Here is a 15,770-nt window from a genome sequence, read left to right on the forward strand (position 1 = left end):
AGAAAAGGGCCATGCCTGCGGGGCACCCGCCCACCTTACATATAGTTAGCGATGCTAAGACGAGCGCGTTTTAGTGGGCGCGGCGCGTTTGCGCGGCGCTTTTTTGGCGGTCGACTTAGCCGCGGGTTTAGCCTTTGGCTTATCGTCGTGACCGGGGCTGGCCTGGGGCGGCATGCTGGCCGCTGTGGCCGTAGCCAGGCTCTCGAACTGCTGCTGCAACATGTTCCACCAAGCTTGGGCAGCCTCGGTTAAAGGCTCGGCTGCTTGGGCGGCAGCGTCTTTTGAGGTGTCTTCGGGGGCGCTGCCTGCTGTGTCGTTACCCCGAGCCGGCTTGATCTTGGCCTGCCCCGAGGGCTTGATGCCCAGCGCGACGTCTAGCGGCGAAGGCGCACTGGCGCTTTCGGGGGAAAAACCCATATAAGACTTGAGCGTGCTAAGCGTAGCGCGCTGCACTTCTAGGGCTTGAATGGAACTGGAGAGCATGGACAGGTTCAACCTGAGCCAGCTTTCGACAGCCCGCATATCGGCAATGCGGCGGTCGAGCTCTTCGGTCGTCATGGGGCTGGCTGCCATCGGCTGCTGAAATAAGCCACCACCCGCGCTGACGTTTTGCCAAGCTTGCCGCATCATTTCCATGCTGGCCAGCAAAGGGTTCTGGTCGGTGACCCCGTGACCAAAGCCGGGCAGTACAAATGGATTGCCGTGCTGTGTATTCATGGAGGCTCCTTGTATCAGTAGCGAATTAGCCGGAAGAGACTTCGAACAATACTATACTCGCCTGCGGTGTCGACTAGACCCGCCCCTTTATATTTAGCGCAACAAACTGTCTAGAATCACCCATTCGGCCTCTACCGTGAAAGCGTCGGTTTTCAGGAGCTCCCACAGAGTGTCCATATCGGCGGTTTGGAAAGCGTCTACCTCGCCATCGAGGTTACGAGGCGTTACCCCTTCGGGCAGCACGCAATCGCTGACCAAAGCATCTTCTACCTGATAACCCTCGGGTAAACGTTTATGCAAACGTGAAACCAGGCGCAGCGGCGTACGCGGCAGCAGCAAATCGGCTTCCAGCCCTGCTTCTTCGTGGCTTTCGCGCAGCAAGGAGTCTTCCAGCGTTTCACCGGCGGCGGCAAGCCCCCCAGCCAGGGTGTCCCACATGCCTGGGTCAGTGGACTTGGTCGAGGCGCGCAGTGCTATCCACAACTCGCCCTTGGGCGTCCAGGCATTCAGGTGTACCGCACGGGTCAATAGACCCAGCGGCCTGAAGGCCCCGCGTTCCATGCAACCAAGATGGCTACCTTCGCCCACCACATCGAGTAGTTCGTCGCGCCAACTGCGCAGACAACCTGCGTCTTGGAGCGTTTGCGCAACTTGAGCCAGCATGGCGTCGACCCCGCCGCCTTTAGCCTGCGGCGCCAAGGTGACCGATTCGTAATGGATGGAAACGCCCGCCAAACCCGCCATGGCTTGCGCGGCACGCGGCATCACCCAGCCCGCGACCCGCCCTTGAATGACCAGCGGGCGCGCACGCGCAGGCGGCAATTGCTGAATGCGGGGAATAAGACGAGCTTTGCGGATTTCGAGATCCGCTCGGAGCGAATGAGCCAATTCCAGTTTCATGTGCGCATTGTAAAACGAGCCGCATATAGGCACACTAGGCATCAACCTGGCTCAGGAACCATGCCTAGATCAGGTTGGCTATAATTCGCGAGTTAATTTGGAAGAAACAACCATGAGCAGGCAACGGCTGAGGTGTCCTCGCACCGCCAACCCAAGCCTGCCGTCCAATCACAGCAAGTCGTACACACGCTTTTCCGGCTTGGCTCGACCTAGCCTGCAAGCGTAGTCAGGTTTGCATCGTATTTCGAGGTCAGCATGAAGAAGGTGAGAGGGGTACTAGGAGCAAGCACGCTGCTGCTGACTGGCGCAGCCGCCGCACAGGTGGGTAACATGCCCGGCGGCCCACGCGTCAATCAGCTCAACCTGCCGGAAGGGGTGTCTGTCATCGCACAAGACATCGCTTGGTTGCATTGGATGATGCTCATCATCTGTACCATCATTTTCGTTGGCGTCTTCGGCGTCATGTTCTATTCCATCATTCGGCACCGCAAGTCCCGTGGTTACAAGGCTTCGCAGTTCCATGAGCACCTAGGCGTCGAAGTCGCCTGGACAGTGATTCCTTTCCTTATCGTCATCGGTATGGCCTTACCCGCCACGCGCACGGTGGTGGCCATGAAAGACACGTCCAATTCCGACCTTACCGTCAAGGCTGTGGGTTACCAATGGAAATGGGGCTACGAATATCTTGATGGTGCCGCCAAAGACGTCAAGTTCTTGTCTACGCTGTCTACGCCCCACAGCCAGATCATGGGCACTGAACCGCGCACCGACCTTTACCTGATGGAAGTCGACAACCCCCTGGTTGTCCCCGTCGACAAAAAAGTCCGTGTCGTCGTCACTTCCGCCGACGTCATCCACTCCTGGATGGTGCCCGACCTGGGCGTCAAACAAGACGCCATCCCCGGCTTCCTGCGCGACATCTGGTTCCGCGCTCAAAAGGTCGGCACCTACCGTGGTCAGTGCGCCGAGCTTTGCGGCAAAGACCACGCCTTCATGCCTATTGTCGTCGAGGTTCTCAGCCAGGAAGACTACGACGCCTGGGCCGCCGAGCAGCGCCAAGCCATGGCTGCCGCCGCCGACGACCCCAACAAGGAATGGACAGCCGAAGAGCTCATCGCCCGTGGCGAAAAAGTCTACGCGGCCAACTGCGTGGCCTGCCACCAGGCTTCGGGCAAGGGCATGCCGCCCACATTCCCTGCGCTTGATGGTGACGAAAAAATCGTGCTTGGCCCCAAAGATCCCCAAATCGACATCGTGCTCGACGGTGTGGCGGGTACGGCCATGGCTCCTTTCCGCGATCGCATGAGCGATACCGAGATCGCAGCTGTCATCACCTACACGCGTAATGCCTGGAGTAACGCCGGCAAGGGTAGCGACCCCGTCGTACAGCCCTCCGACGTCAGCGCCAAGCGTTGAACGACCGCATGACCATCACGCATACCACCGTTTTCATCGCAGCCGCCCGAAGCGGCGGCGCGATACAGTAGGAAGGAGTCCGACATGAGCAGTATTGCTGCCGATCACGTCCCCGCCCAGCACGGCCACGACGATCACGCCCACGGCCCACAAAAAGGCTGGCGCCGTTGGCTGTTCGCCACCAACCACAAAGACATCGGGACGATGTATCTCATCTTCTCGTTCATGATGCTGCTGGAAGGCGGCACTCTGGCGCTGCTGCTGCGTACCGAGCTGTTCGAGCCCGGTCTGCAGTTTTTCCAGCCCGACCTGTTTAACCAGTTCACCACCATGCACGGCATCATCATGGTGTTCGGTGCGATCATGCCGGCCTTCGTGGGCTTCGCCAACTGGATGATTCCGCTGCAAATCGGCGCATCCGACATGGCGTTCGCGCGCATGAACAACTTCAGCTTCTGGCTGCTGCCTGTGGGCGCCATCCTGCTGACAACGTCGTTCTTCATGCCAGGCGGCGCCACCGCAGCGGGCTGGACACTGTACGCACCGCTGTCGCAGCAAATGGGTCCCGGCATGGATTTTGCCATCCTGGCCATCCACATCCTGGGCGCGTCGTCCATCATGGGGGCCATCAACATCGTTGTCACCGTCCTGGGCATGCGCGCCCCCGGCATGACGCTGATGAAGATGCCGCTGTTCTGCTGGACGTGGCTGATTACCGCCTACCTGCTGATTGCCGTCATGCCCGTGCTGGCCGCCGCCGTTACCATGCTGCTCACCGACCGTCACTTCGGTACCGCGTTCTTCAACGCAGCCGCAGGCGGCGACCCGGTCCTGTACCAGCACGTGTTCTGGTTCTTCGGTCACCCCGAGGTCTACATCATGATTCTGCCGGCCTTCGGCATCGTGTCCGCCATCGTGCCTGCGTTCTCGCGCAAGCCGCTGTTTGGCTACGCATCCATGGTGTACGCCACAGCCGCCATCGCCATTCTTTCCTTCCTGGTGTGGGCGCACCACATGTTCGCCACCGGCATGCCGGTCACCGGCCAGCTGTACTTCATGTACGCCACCATGCTTATTTCCATACCCACCGGTGTGAAAATATTCAACTGGGTGGCCACCATGTGGCGTGGTTCGCTTAGTTTTGAAACCCCCATGCTGTTCGCGATCGGCTTTATCTTCGTGTTCACCGTGGGCGGCTTCACCGGCCTGATCCTGGCTGTTGCCCCCATCGACATCGCCGTTCACGACACCTACTACGTAGTGGCCCACTTCCATTACGTGCTGGTGGCCGGCTCGCTGTTCGCGCTGTTTGGCGGGGCCTACTACTGGCTACCCAAATGGACAGGCCGGATGTACGACGAACGCCTGGGCAAACTCCACTTCTGGTCCAGCCTGATCTCGTTCAACATCACGTTCTTCCCCATGCACTTCCTGGGCTTGGCCGGCATGCCGCGTCGTTATGCCGATTACGCCCTGCAGTTCACCGACTTCCACCAAATCGCCACGATTGGCGCATTCTGGTTCGGTCTGTCGCAACTGATCTTCCTGTATGTCGTGCTCAAGGCTTACTCGGGCCGTGGCGAACCCGCCCCCGCCAAGCCCTGGGAAGGCGCTGAAGGCCTGGAATGGACGGTGCCATCGCCCGCTCCGTTCCACACCTTCGAAGAGCCACCAGTCGTTAAATAAACGGGAACGCCAATCCATGACCACCCCTCAGCAACGCCGCCGCAACCGTCTTATGGGCATTATTTTGGCCATCGTAGTAGTGGCCATCTATGTCTGGATATTCGTGCGCGGCAGCGAATTGCTGAACTAAAGAATTACGCCATGTCCGACGATATCCGCGAACTCGCTCAACGCAAGCTGAATTTCTTCCAGACGCTCAAAGCCGTCTTGTGGGGGTTCTTCGGCGTGCGCAAGGGCAAAGGCTACCAGCAAGACATCAGCCAACTGAATCCAGTGCACCTGATCATTGCCGCTATTCTTGCCACTGTACTGTTTGTTGTCGGCCTGGTTCTGATTGCCCAATGGTTCGTAGGGCAAGCGGTAAGCTGATTCAGGTTTTCGTAGTCCCGCTGTTTCTAATACGCCCGGCCCGGCCGGCATCTATAACAAAGACATCTGTAGGAGAGCACCATGAGCGCAAGTCATTCGGCTCACGGCAACGAAGCACCGTACTATTACGTGCCCCACGATTCCGCGCACCCTGTTCGCGCCAGCGTCTCTCTGCTGGCCGTATTGCTGGGCGCCGCATTCTGGCTCAATGGCTATCAAGCGGGCTTCTGGGCCTTCCTGGTAGGCATCGCGGCTTTGTTTGTCGTGTTGTACAGGTGGTTCGGCGATGCCATTCGAGAATCGGAAAGCGGCCTGAACAGCAAACGCGTGGACAACGCCTATCGCTGGAGCATGGCTTGGTTCATTTTCTCCGAGGTCATGTTCTTTGCGGCCTTCTTCGGCGCATTGTGGTACATCCGCACCATCTCTACCCCGCTGCTTTCCAATATGGAGCACCAGGCGCTGTTGTGGCCTTCGTTCACCGGTAGCTGGCCCAACTTTGGCCCTGCCAACATAGTCGAACCCTTCGAGGCCATGGGCCCCTTCTGGTTGCCCACGATCAACACGGCCCTGCTGCTTACCTCGGGCCTGACGCTGACCATTGCCCACCATGCGCTGCGCGCAGCGCATCGCAACAAGGCCATCTTCTGGTTGCTGGCCACGGTTATTCTGGGTTTTGTGTTCGTGTTCTGTCAGGCCTACGAGTACTACCATGCCTACACCGACCTGAACCTGCGCTTTGACTCCGGCGCCTTCGGCTCGCTGTTCTACATGCTCACGGGCTTCCACGGTTTCCACGTGATTCTTGGTGCCTCCATGCTCACGGTGATCATGTTCCGCATGATTCGCGGCCACTTCACAGCCGATCATCATTTCGGTTTTGAGGGTGCCGCCTGGTATTGGCACTTTGTAGACGTGGTGTGGCTGGGCTTGTACCTGTTCGTGTACTGGTTCTAAACCGCACTCAGCACCACAAACAAAGGCCGACTGCTCATGCAGCCGGCCTTTTTGTTAACGATGCAGCCAATATCAGCGCGGGCGTATGCCCGAGGCTTCTATCCAACCCAGGCTGTGCGCCAGCAACACCAATAGAAACAGCGCTATAGACAGCCCTACGCGCCAGGTCAAGGCATTCGCGGTACGATTGGTCTTGCCCTTATCGCGCATCAGGAACACCAGGGCGCAAGCCAGACTGCCCAGGATACCCAGCATTGCCAGCATTACCACGTAGCCCATGAACACCCCTAAAAAAATTCACTTTTGCCTAGCCGAGAGCTTACCGTTGGGCTCGCGACAACAACGCTTTCCATTATCGCAGACATGGCTTCACCGTCGCTGAATCTGCGTAACCTGCTGGCGCTGCTACTGCTGCTTGCCCTTATCGTGCTGTGCGTTTCATTAGGGCGCTGGCAACTGGACCGCGCCGCAGAGCGCGAGGGTATTGCGCGTGCCATAGCGGCAGAGCGCCATGGGCCGCCTGTGCGACTGTCAGCCGCAGTCTCGACTGATGAACTGCGCGAATGGCGGCCCGCCATAGCCGAGGGACATTGGCTGAATGAGTATTCCGTCTTGCTGGACAATCGCAACCAAGACGGGCGACCCGGCATGTGGTTGGCTACGCCGCTGCGCCTGGACGACGGTTCGGATCAAGCCGTGCTGGTATTGCGCGGCTGGCTGGTTCGCCCCATGGGCCAGGAAACACCGGGTTTGCCTGAGGCCTCAACGGCACGACAAGAAGTGTCGGGGCAGCTACGTGCGCACGTACCGCAGCTGTACGAAATCTGGCAGCGCAGCGGGCAAGACAGCAGCGCCTTGCCACTGGAATGGGGAGCAGCCCAGCCCCCCTTGGTACAGAATCTGGATCTCGCGCGCTTAGAACGCGCAACTGGCTTAAAATTGCTCCCGATCGTGTTAGAGCAGACAGGCGGTGCACCGCCCGGCGATACGCTTAAGCGCGAATGGCCGACTCCTTCACTGGATGCGGACAAGAATCGCGGCTATGCCCTTCAGTGGTTTGGTTTCGCCGTTATTGCAGGCGTCGCTGCCCTACTGTTGTTATGGCGATGGTTCAGGCCACGCCGCGCCGCCAAGCCAAGTTGACGACAGGCGGCATGCCCCAACGGCATCCACCGCAAGCCCCGCATACTTACCTCTTGCATAGAGACCTCGTTTCAAGGACCCACCGTGGCAAGTCCCTCTCATTCCGCAGCACCCGCACGCAAACGCTCTCTTCTACCTGTGGTGGGCGTGCTGGTCGTGTGTTTGGCCCCTTTGCTACTGGCGTTTCTGGCTTATTTTCTGCCAGACACTTTTTTCAGGCCGGAAGGTTCGAGCAACTACGGCACACTTATCGAACCCCAGCGGCCCGTGCCCGCTGCCGAGGCCTTGGGTCTGGCAACCCTGGACGGCGAGCCCTTCGATTTGAAGAGCCTGGCAGGCAAATGGGTGTTGGCCACTGCGGACGTAGCCGAATGCCCCGAATCCTGTGCCACCAAACTTTTCATCTTGCGTAACTCTCACGCCACGCAGGGCAAAAACGTAGACCGCCTGCGTCGCGTCTGGTTCGTGCTCGACGATGGGCCCGTCCCCGAGAAGGTCTTGGAGGCCTATCAGGGCGCCGTCATGGTAAGAGTTGACCCGAGCAAACTGGCGGCTTTCGTCGCCCCCGACGCCTCGCCTGCCGATTTACAGCAAGCTTTGCGCGAGCCCATGTGGATTATCGATCCCCTGGGCAATCTGATGATGTCTTATTCCACCGACTCCGACCCTATGCGCGTGCGTAAAGACATCAGCAAGCTCCTGTTCAATTCTCGTATCGGTTAGGCCATTTATGTTGGAACGCATACGCGCGCGCTATCGCAAGCTGGTTTTCTTTACCTGGTTCCTGACGCTGGACCTGATCATGTTTGGCGCTTTCGTGCGCCTGACGGACTCGGGCTTGGGCTGCCCGGATTGGCCCGGTTGCTACGGCAAGCTGTCGCCCATCGGGGCGGCGCACCATATTCGCGAGGCCTACGAGACCATGCCTTTTGGGCCGGTCAGTTTCCCCAAGGCCTGGATAGAGATGATTCACCGTTATGTGGGCTCTTTGCTGGGTCTGCTGATCATCTTTATCGTCATCATGGCCTGGCGCCACCGCAAGGTGTTGAGCCATAGCCCCAAGCTGGCCATCTTTACGCTGTTTGCCGTATGCCTGCAAGGTGCTTTTGGCGCCTGGACAGTCACCATGCAGCTGATGCCTATTATCGTGACCTCACACCTCTTGGGCGGCATGGGCTTGCTGGCACTGATGACCTGGCTGGCCGCACGCGAGAAATCGCACGCGCCTATCCCGGCTGAGGCAAAGCGTTGGCAACCTTGGGTCGCTGTGGGTTTGGCCTTGCTGTTCGTCCAAATCGCATTGGGCGGTTGGGTCAGCACCAACTACGCCGCCTTGGCCTGTATGGATTTCCCCACCTGCCAAGGGCAGTGGGTGCCCACCATGGACATGCACGGCGGTTTTTCGCTGATCCGCGGGCTGGGGGAATTACCCTCAGGCGAGGCTATCTCGCAGCATGCGCTGGTTGCCATCCATTGGGTACACCGCAACTTTGCCTTCCTGATATTTGCCTATCTGGGGGTGTTGGGCTGGAAACTGCGAGCCTATGAAGGCGTGCGCACCCCCGCTACGCTGTTGTTGCTCCTGTTGCTGGCTCAACTTCTGACCGGCCTCACCACCATCTTTTTCCAATGGCCGCTGCTGATCGCCGTTTTGCATAATGGCGGTGCTGCGGGTCTGACGCTATTTTGCGTCACGCTGCTGGTGCGCCTGCATCGTAGCGGCCAAGCTAAAATAGGTCTATGAGCAGTCTTTCCGCCACCCCCTCCGTTTCGCTTTGGCGCCAATACATGGTGCTGACCAAGCCGCGCGTCACGCAGCTGGCCGTGTTCTGTGCCGTCATCGGCATGTTTCTGGCCAGCCCCGGCTTGCCAGACCTAGGCTTGGTTGTTGCCGCCACGGTGGGCATCTGGTTGATGGCTGCGGCTGCCTTCGCCATTAACTGCCTGATAGAACAAGAAGTCGACGCCAAGATGGCGCGCACCGCCCGCCGCGCCACCGCACAAGGCACGATTTCCAATACCCAGGTGTTGGCGGGTTCGGGCCTGCTGGGTGGCTTGGGCATGCTGATTCTGTACCACTGGGTCAACCCCCTGACCATGTGGCTGACTTTTGCCACCTTTGTGGGCTACGCCGTCATTTACACGGTGCTGCTCAAGCCACGCACCCCACAGAATATTGTCATAGGTGGGCTGTCAGGGGCCATGCCACCGGCGCTGGGCTGGGCGGCGGTGGCCGATGCCGTACCAGCGGAAGCCTGGCTATTGGTGCTGATCATCTTCATCTGGACGCCTCCGCATTTCTGGGCACTGGCCTTGTACCGTAATACCGATTACGCAAAGTCGGGCTTGCCCATGCTGCCCATTACCCATGGCGGCCCTTTTACCCGACTGCATATTTTGCTTTACAGCTTTGCGCTGTTCGCCTCCAGCCTGCTGCCGTTCGTCATTCGCATGAACGGCATTCCTTACCTGATTGCCGCCTGCCTGCTTAGCGGTCGCTTTTTATGGTTGGCCTGGCAACTCTACCGCGAGTACAGCGACGCTCTGGCGCGCAAGCTGTTTTTCTTCTCCATCGTGTACCTAGGCTTGCTTTTTGCAGCTTTGCTGATTGACCATTGGATCAGTCTGATCTGAACGACCTGCGGTAAGCAGCGGCTACCATGCGTCACCAATTCGCTCCATGGTCAGGGAAAACCCCTGGTTTTTGACACAAGCACGCTATACTTTGCGCCTTTCGTGTGGGAAGACTCTGGTGTCAGCCGAGTCGCCTCATTTGATCTACGCCTAGGAAAATTTTATGAAAAAAAGCGTGGTTGGTACGGTTGCTATCGTCCTTGTCGCCGGTGTTTGGCTGGGTACCACTTGGTACACCGGAACAAAACTGGAATCTGAATCGGCTGAGCGCATTGCGCTGGCCAACGCACAACTCGCTCAATTAGACCCTGAAAGCGATCTGGTCCTAAGCCAGGTTTCTTTTGAGCGTGGATTCTTCAGCAGCCATGCAAGATATGCCCTGACAGTTGCCGACAAAGGGGCTGAACCCGATCTTCGTCTGGAGTTCGATAACGTCTACGAACATGGCCCCTTCCCCGCCTCCGCCTTGAAACAAGGTCAGCTCTTACCGCAGCTGGCTTTTGTGCGTAGCGAGTTGGCCAACACCGCCGACGGCCAAGCATGGTTTGAGCTCGCCAAAGGTAAAGCGCCTTTACTCAGTGAAGTTCTGCTGTCTTACGGTGGCAACGCCAAGTTTGATGTGCGCTTTGCCCCGCTGGAAATGGCGTCGGAAGAACTGTCTTTCATGTTTGCAGGCGCAGACCTGAACGGCACCTTCAAGGCTGACAAAGAACATGCCCAAGGTGTTTTCCGGGCGCCTGAGCTGAACATGATTACGCGCACGAACTCTTCAGGCCTGGTCAAGTTTTCACTGAAAGATAGCCAGCTTGATTTTGACTCCCCCAAAAACGCTTTCGGCATTCAAACCGGCGACGCCGAGTTGCGCATTGCCCAGCTTAGCGTGTCTGAGGAAGAGGGTTTCGATCTGGTCGTTGACAAACTGGCTTACGGTGGGAGCAGCACCGAAGATGCTCAGTTCATGCAAGGCAAAGCCTATTTGAATACCGGTAGCGTAAGCCTGAACGGCCAGGATTTCGGCAGCCAAGCGTTGACCATTAAGATGGACAAAATCGACGGCAAGGCGATGAAGCAGTTTTCCGACCTGTACAGCCAACTGATGGCCCAAAGCGAAGAGGATGACGCTTTTGCTGGAAGCGATGCGTTGATGCAGGCCGGCATGAACTTGCTGGCTGCCAACCCCACGCTGGCACTGGACGATTTCAGCTGGACGACCCCCCAAGGCCGCAGCACGCTCGCCGTTCATTCCGAATGGCAGGCCCCTGCAAGTCTGCAAATGCCTGTCGCCGTGCTGGCAAGCCAAGCCGTGAAGCAGATCAATATCGACCTCAACCTTAACAAACCCATGGCTGTAGACTTGCTGGCCAAGTACCTGCAAGGCTCAGAAGACATGGAGGCCCCGGAAGCACAAGCCTTGGCTGAGCAGCAGGTGGATGAGATCCTGGCAGGCATGGGGATGTTTGGCTTGCTGAAAGCAGAAGGCGATACGGTTAGCAGCCAAGTTCAATACGATGGCAGCAGCATCATTGTTAACGGCCAGCCGCTTCCTACAGAAGCCTTGCTTGGCCTGATGATGGCCATGTAAAGCCCCCTAGGTGCACGCTCAAGTGCATCGTGAAAAAAGCAGGGAGGATCTCCCCTCCCTGCCAAGGACTGGCCTACCGTCGGGCTTCCCAACCCAACGGCAGGTCAATCAGAGCACCTGTTTGCACACCCAGCAGCTCTTACGCGACCGACACGTCGCTTTCGTAGATCTTCACGTATTCGAAGTCGCCCGGCTTGTTGTTGACACCTACCCGAGGCGGCGCAATCCAGCTGGCATACTGCCCCGGTTCGTAGCAAGCCTTCATCAACGAGTTGATGAAGTCGTGGTCAGCTTCGGTACACAGCCATTCGTCCTTGCGAGCGGCAAACTCTTCAGCACTGATCAACTCGCCTTCGGGCGTAATGTGATGGCCGGCGAACTCGCCTATCTTGCGGTTGAAGCCTTTATGCGGCTGCTTGATTTCAAAATCGATACCGGCATTAGCAATGATGCGATTCCAACGGTCGATGCCGCCCTGGCAGTCCTTGATGTAGTCATCAAGCAAGCGGCTGTTGATGGCTGACAAGGCCGGCACGTCCTCTGTTACGAGCTCGCCATTCTTGACACTTGTCACGGGATAGCTGTCGTCCGTCAGTACGTGATCGTCGTCGATACGCGTTTCTTCGAAACGACCTTTCAGACCAGCACTGAACAACTCGGCACCATTGCTGGATATCTCGGCACCAAACAGGTCACGCGTGACCGACATGTGGAAGTTGGCCTTGCGTTGCAGCGTGGGCAGGTCGATCACGCCCAGCTTGCGTATGGCTTGCACATCGTAGGGGTCTTTGATGCCGGCAGCATTCATAGCTTTGACCGTCGCTTCAATGGTACGACCCACACCGGTTTCACCCACAAACATATGGTGCGCCTCTTCGGTCAGCATGAAGCGGCAGGTGCGTGAAAGTGGATCGAAACCGGATTGCGCCAAGGCGGCCAGTTGCATTTTGCCGTCGCGATCAGTGAAGTAGGTGAACATGAAGAAGGACAGCCAATCGGGCGTGCGCTCGTTGAAGGCCCCCAAAATACGCGGGTTGTCTTGGTCGGCGGAACGACGCTCGAGCAAAGCCTGCGCTTCGTCACGGCCATCGCGACCAAAGTATTTGACCAGCAGATACACCATGGCCCACAAATGGCGGCCCTCTTCTACGTTAACTTGGAAAAGGTTACGCAAGTCGTAAAGCGACGGCGCAGTCTTACCCAGGTAGCGCTGCTGCTCGACCGATGCGGGCTCAGTATCCCCTTGCACCACAAGAAGGCGTCGCAAGGTCGAGCGGTATTCGCCCGGTACTTCTTGCCAAGCGGGCTCACCCTTATGCCGACCAAAAGGAATGGTGCGGCCTTCTTCTTTAGGCGCCAGCAAGATGCCCCAACGGTAATCGGGCATTTTGACGTGATCAAACACAGCCCAACCTTTGGGGTCTACACCTACCGCCGTACGCAAATACACGTCGGCATCCTGGAAACAGTCGGGGCCGGCCTCTTGCCACCATTCAAGATACTGCGGCTGCCAGCCTTCCAGCGCGCGCTGCAATTGCTTGTCGCTGTTCAGATCTACGTTATTGGGGATTTTGTCGTCGTAGTTCACCTCGACGAATGCGTTGCCACGGATTGCTTCGTTTTCGCTCATGATGACCTCTCCTTTACTGGGGTGCTCAGGCGTCACTCGCCTGGATCATGCATTAAAATACATTTGAAAAACCTACAAATGCATAATAGTGCAATAAAAGACGCACACCACATTTGTCCGCGCTCAGTGTTTGACTTTGATCAAACTTTGCTCACGAACAGAGAATACGGATAGGAAAGCAGCCTGGCGGCAAGAAGGGCGGTGGGAAGTACAGCCAAAAAAAAGGCACCTTTGAAGGTGCCATTTAAAACATCCGCTTCGATAGGGAGGGGATTGAGGAGAAGCAGAAGCGGATGGAACTGATGAACATCCAGAGATATCATCAACGTTGCTCATTAGGTTAGTCAGCGCCAGCGCCGGAAAGTTCTACGACCAGGCCACCAATGTGTAAATAATTGCAACAACCACCTGCTTGGAAACTTTACGCCAGCACAGCCCGCATTTTCTTGAAAGCGGCTGCCTCGATTTGGCGCACGCGTTCGGCTGACACGCCGAATTCGGCAGCCAGTTCGTGCAAGGTGGCACCGCCCTCGTCTTGCAGCCAGCGCGCTTCAACGATGCGCCGCGAACGTGGGTCGAGTTGTTCTATGGCCTCGGCCAAACCTTCGCCTTGCAGCGCATCGTGAGCGCGGCGCTCTAGTACCTGGGTGGGCTCGCTGCCGTCGTCGGCCAGATACTGAATGGGCGCATAGGTGTCAGCATCATCGTGGGGTTGATCCAAGGCCATCTCTTGTCCGGAAAGCCGGACTTCCATTTCGCTGACTTCTTCGGGCTTGACGTTGAGCTCGCGGGCAATATGCGCGATTTGCTCGGGGTCTAGCGTTTGGCCGTCGGGACGCATACGGCGCAGGTTGAAGAACAGCTTGCGCTGCGCTTTGGTAGTGGCGACCTTGACCATGCGCCAGTTGCGCACCACGTACTCGTGAATTTCGGCCTTGATCCAGTGCACTGCGAAAGACACCAAACGCACGCCGCGCGCCGGGTCAAAGCGCTTAACCGCCTTCATGAGGCCGATGTTGCCTTCTTGAATAAGGTCGGCATGAGGTAGGCCATAGCCCAAGTACTGACGCGAAACGGATACGACCAAACGCAGGTGCGACAGCACCAGTTGGCGGGCGGCTTCAAGGTCGTCATTGTCGCGCAGGCGCTCACCGAGTTCGGTTTCTTGCTGCTGCGTCAGCATAGGCAGACGATTGACCGTGCCTATATAAGATTCGATAGTACCCAGCGAACCGGGGTTGGAAATGGCTGCGACCAGCGATTGGCTGGACAGAGCCAACGACTGCGTAGAAGGAGTCATCTCAGTAGCCCTGTGAGTGATGGTCGTTAATGTGATATTCGATCTCCTGATCTTAGCACTCTCTGGGATGGAGTGCTAATACACTCCAGGTAAGACATCCCACAATGTGAAAAGTTCACCTGAGAAGCGGATTTTTTAACTCGGAAAAGACCTGTGCCTTTGCCGCAAACGCGTCCTTATTTTTCCATTTCTTCGACCAGCACAGCCATTAATTGTTCCGCGGGCATTTCTCGTGCCAGTGGCGCGCCCTGCCCCGCCCAATGGGCGGAAAACTCGTAGCGCCCCAATGCAGCAGCGGCCGCATTCAACTGCTTGGTAGCGTCGAAAGCGATGGGATAGGCGGCAGGCATGGGGCTACCCGGCGCCTCGCAGAAAGTGATATAGCGATTAAACAGACCACGGGCCGGGCGGCCCGACAACACCGATGTAAGACAAGTTTGGCTCGCGCCTGCGCCCTTAAGATGAGTTCGATACCCGGCATCGGCCGCCGACTCGGGGCACAACACGAAGGCCGTGCCCAACTGCGCGGCGCTTGCGCCCAAATGCTGCATGGCGCGGATCGTTTGGCCATCCATAATTCCGCCCGCTGCAATGAGCGGCAATCCACTACGGGGCGCCAACATACGCAACAACAACGCCGTACTCAAACGTTGATCTTCCGCTTTGGGATCAAAAACGCCGCGATGCCCACCCGCTTCTATGCCTTGAGCCACGATGGCATCTACGCCGGCCTGCTCAATACGAAAGGCCTCTTGCACATTGGTCGCCGTAGCAAAGGTGTAAATACCCGCTTGACGCAAAGCCTGAATATGGGTCTTGGGCGGTAAGCCAAAATGAAAGCTCACCACCGGCGGCCGCAGTTCTAGCAGCAACTCGAACATTTCTTCATTTTGCAGAAAAGAGGGGTAGATTTCGGTAAGAGCCGTAGGCGGGAGGGCGTCAACTTCGGCAAACAGGGGTGCTAAGTACCCCAACCACGCCGCCTCGAGCCTAGGGTCGCGCTGCGCTGGCGCATGGCAAAAGACATTGACGTTAAAGGCGCCCGTGGTAAGTGCGCGAGTCTGCTCTATTAATTGACGCGCTTGAGCCGCCGTGCTGGCTCCCAAACCCAGCGAGCCTAGCCCTCCCGCATTGCTCACTGCAGCAGCCAACTGCGGTGTGGCTGTGCCCGCCATGGGCGCCTGCACGATAGGGTGGCGCAAATCCAAGCGATCCAAAAAATCTCGCGAAACGCTCATAGGGGCTCCTTGCGAAGGAAAAGAGGAAGGTTCAAGTGCCATCTCGGCCCAATGCTAAATACCTACCTCGACAGTATGGCAGCAGGAAATCCATCGAAACACCTATTACAGAGCAAGCCGCGTTCCCACTAAACGGTACATAGCAATCATTTTCATTTAGGTTAGAATGTTTCAGCTTTCCCAAACCTTGTTTCTTAC

Annotated in this window: 17 protein-coding genes; 10 read left to right on the top strand and 7 right to left on the bottom strand. The window is 57.6% G+C overall.

The genetic code is table 11. The annotated features are described in order from the left end of the window. Positions 1-54: 54 nt before the first annotated feature. A complete protein-coding gene (locus tag H0484_RS03085) occupies positions 55-717 on the bottom strand; it encodes a PhaM family polyhydroxyalkanoate granule multifunctional regulatory protein (protein ID WP_226952960.1) in 663 nt (220 codons plus the stop codon). 93 nt (positions 718-810) lie between these two features. Then, positions 811-1,617 (bottom strand): NUDIX hydrolase, encoded by an 807-nt coding sequence (locus H0484_RS03090; protein ID WP_226952961.1) that lies wholly within the window; start codon positions 1,615-1,617, stop codon positions 811-813. Positions 1,618-1,872: 255 nt separating this feature from the next. On the opposite strand from H0484_RS03090, the gene coxB reads away from it, so the two are divergent. The 5 genes from coxB to H0484_RS03115 all read left to right on the top strand — a co-directional run bounded on the left by coxB (position 1,873) and on the right by H0484_RS03115 (position 6,045). Next, positions 1,873-3,033: a cytochrome c oxidase subunit II gene (coxB, locus tag H0484_RS03095; protein WP_226952962.1), complete on the top strand. Its 1,161-nt coding sequence runs from the start codon at positions 1,873-1,875 to the stop codon at positions 3,031-3,033. A gap of 84 nt (positions 3,034-3,117) precedes the next feature. Continuing rightward, positions 3,118-4,719, top strand: coding sequence for a cytochrome c oxidase subunit I (ctaD, locus tag H0484_RS03100; protein WP_226952963.1), 1,602 nt, complete (start codon positions 3,118-3,120; stop codon positions 4,717-4,719). Positions 4,720-4,735: 16 nt separating this feature from the next. Next, positions 4,736-4,849: a cytochrome oxidase small assembly protein gene (locus H0484_RS03105; RefSeq protein ID WP_226952964.1), complete on the top strand. Its 114-nt coding sequence runs from the start codon at positions 4,736-4,738 to the stop codon at positions 4,847-4,849. 11 nt (positions 4,850-4,860) lie between these two features. After that, positions 4,861-5,088 carry a DUF2970 domain-containing protein gene (locus H0484_RS03110; RefSeq protein WP_226952965.1) on the top strand — a complete coding sequence of 76 codons (228 nt, stop codon included), beginning with the start codon at positions 4,861-4,863 and terminating at the stop codon, positions 5,086-5,088. Between the two features lie 81 nt (positions 5,089-5,169). Further along, positions 5,170-6,045, top strand: coding sequence for a cytochrome c oxidase subunit 3 (locus tag H0484_RS03115; RefSeq protein ID WP_226952966.1), 876 nt, complete (start codon positions 5,170-5,172; stop codon positions 6,043-6,045). 72 nt (positions 6,046-6,117) lie between these two features. On the opposite strand, the gene H0484_RS03120 is transcribed toward H0484_RS03115, so the two are convergent. Continuing rightward, positions 6,118-6,324: a twin transmembrane helix small protein gene (locus tag H0484_RS03120; protein WP_226952967.1), complete on the bottom strand. Its 207-nt coding sequence runs from the start codon at positions 6,322-6,324 to the stop codon at positions 6,118-6,120. Positions 6,325-6,408: 84 nt separating this feature from the next. Here H0484_RS03120 and H0484_RS03125 point away from each other — a divergent pair, with 84 nt between their 5' ends. From H0484_RS03125 to H0484_RS03145, 5 genes are all read left to right on the top strand, one after another. Further along, positions 6,409-7,188, top strand: a complete 780-nt coding sequence (locus H0484_RS03125) for an SURF1 family protein (RefSeq protein ID WP_226952968.1) — start codon at positions 6,409-6,411, stop codon at positions 7,186-7,188. Between the two features lie 84 nt (positions 7,189-7,272). Beyond that, positions 7,273-7,911: an SCO family protein gene (locus tag H0484_RS03130; RefSeq protein ID WP_226952969.1), complete on the top strand. Its 639-nt coding sequence runs from the start codon at positions 7,273-7,275 to the stop codon at positions 7,909-7,911. 10 nt (positions 7,912-7,921) lie between these two features. Next, positions 7,922-8,932, top strand: coding sequence for a COX15/CtaA family protein (locus H0484_RS03135; protein ID WP_226953025.1), 1,011 nt, complete (start codon positions 7,922-7,924; stop codon positions 8,930-8,932). Continuing rightward, positions 8,929-9,822, top strand: a complete 894-nt coding sequence (cyoE, locus tag H0484_RS03140; protein WP_226952970.1) for a heme o synthase — start codon at positions 8,929-8,931, stop codon at positions 9,820-9,822. The genes H0484_RS03135 and cyoE overlap by 4 nt, the downstream gene beginning before the upstream one ends. 163 nt (positions 9,823-9,985) lie before the next feature. Further along, the gene (locus H0484_RS03145) at positions 9,986-11,404 is read left to right on the top strand and encodes a YdgA family protein (protein WP_226952971.1); all 1,419 of its coding nucleotides are present in this window, start codon (positions 9,986-9,988) and stop codon (positions 11,402-11,404) included. 139 nt (positions 11,405-11,543) lie between these two features. Here the strand turns inward: H0484_RS03145 and boxB are convergent, their stop codons facing one another. The 4 genes from boxB to H0484_RS03165 all read right to left on the bottom strand — a co-directional run bounded on the left by boxB (position 11,544) and on the right by H0484_RS03165 (position 15,572). Beyond that, a complete protein-coding gene (gene boxB, locus H0484_RS03150) occupies positions 11,544-13,034 on the bottom strand; it encodes a benzoyl-CoA 2,3-epoxidase subunit BoxB (protein WP_226952972.1) in 1,491 nt (496 codons plus the stop codon). A 140-nt stretch (positions 13,035-13,174) separates the two neighbouring features. Then, on the bottom strand, positions 13,175-13,357 hold the full coding sequence (locus tag H0484_RS03155) for a hypothetical protein (RefSeq protein ID WP_226952973.1): 183 nt from the start codon (positions 13,355-13,357) through the stop codon (positions 13,175-13,177). Positions 13,358-13,455: 98 nt separating this feature from the next. Further along, positions 13,456-14,334, bottom strand: a complete 879-nt coding sequence (gene rpoH / locus H0484_RS03160; RefSeq protein WP_226952974.1) for an RNA polymerase sigma factor RpoH — start codon at positions 14,332-14,334, stop codon at positions 13,456-13,458. Between the two features lie 176 nt (positions 14,335-14,510). Then, entirely contained in the window at positions 14,511-15,572 is a 1,062-nt protein-coding gene (locus H0484_RS03165) for an NAD(P)H-dependent flavin oxidoreductase (RefSeq protein WP_226952975.1), read from the bottom strand. Between the last annotated feature and the right edge of the window lie 198 nt (positions 15,573-15,770).

It is taken from the genome of Mesopusillimonas faecipullorum, assembly GCF_020539505.1.
Classification (GTDB): Bacteria; Pseudomonadota; Gammaproteobacteria; order Burkholderiales; family Burkholderiaceae_B; genus Mesopusillimonas; species Mesopusillimonas faecipullorum.

Excerpts from the sequence above, each read along its gene's own strand:
- H0484_RS03085 (WP_226952960.1), bottom strand. The coding sequence starts at position 717 with ATGAATACACAGCACGGCAATCCATTTGTACTGCCCGGCTTTGGTCAC.
- H0484_RS03090 (WP_226952961.1), bottom strand. The coding sequence starts at position 1,617 with ATGAAACTGGAATTGGCTCATTCGCTCCGAGCGGATCTCGAAATCCGC.
- coxB (WP_226952962.1), top strand. The coding sequence starts at position 1,873 with ATGAAGAAGGTGAGAGGGGTACTAGGAGCAAGCACGCTGCTGCTGACT.
- ctaD (WP_226952963.1), top strand. The coding sequence starts at position 3,118 with ATGAGCAGTATTGCTGCCGATCACGTCCCCGCCCAGCACGGCCACGAC.
- H0484_RS03105 (WP_226952964.1), top strand. The coding sequence starts at position 4,736 with ATGACCACCCCTCAGCAACGCCGCCGCAACCGTCTTATGGGCATTATT.
- H0484_RS03110 (WP_226952965.1), top strand. The coding sequence starts at position 4,861 with ATGTCCGACGATATCCGCGAACTCGCTCAACGCAAGCTGAATTTCTTC.
- H0484_RS03115 (WP_226952966.1), top strand. The coding sequence starts at position 5,170 with ATGAGCGCAAGTCATTCGGCTCACGGCAACGAAGCACCGTACTATTAC.
- H0484_RS03120 (WP_226952967.1), bottom strand. The coding sequence starts at position 6,324 with ATGGGCTACGTGGTAATGCTGGCAATGCTGGGTATCCTGGGCAGTCTG.
- H0484_RS03125 (WP_226952968.1), top strand. The coding sequence starts at position 6,409 with ATGGCTTCACCGTCGCTGAATCTGCGTAACCTGCTGGCGCTGCTACTG.
- cyoE (WP_226952970.1), top strand. The coding sequence starts at position 8,929 with ATGAGCAGTCTTTCCGCCACCCCCTCCGTTTCGCTTTGGCGCCAATAC.
- H0484_RS03145 (WP_226952971.1), top strand. The coding sequence starts at position 9,986 with ATGAAAAAAAGCGTGGTTGGTACGGTTGCTATCGTCCTTGTCGCCGGT.
- boxB (WP_226952972.1), bottom strand. The coding sequence starts at position 13,034 with ATGAGCGAAAACGAAGCAATCCGTGGCAACGCATTCGTCGAGGTGAAC.
- H0484_RS03155 (WP_226952973.1), bottom strand. The coding sequence starts at position 13,357 with ATGATATCTCTGGATGTTCATCAGTTCCATCCGCTTCTGCTTCTCCTC.
- rpoH (WP_226952974.1), bottom strand. The coding sequence starts at position 14,334 with ATGACTCCTTCTACGCAGTCGTTGGCTCTGTCCAGCCAATCGCTGGTC.
- H0484_RS03165 (WP_226952975.1), bottom strand. The coding sequence starts at position 15,572 with ATGAGCGTTTCGCGAGATTTTTTGGATCGCTTGGATTTGCGCCACCCT.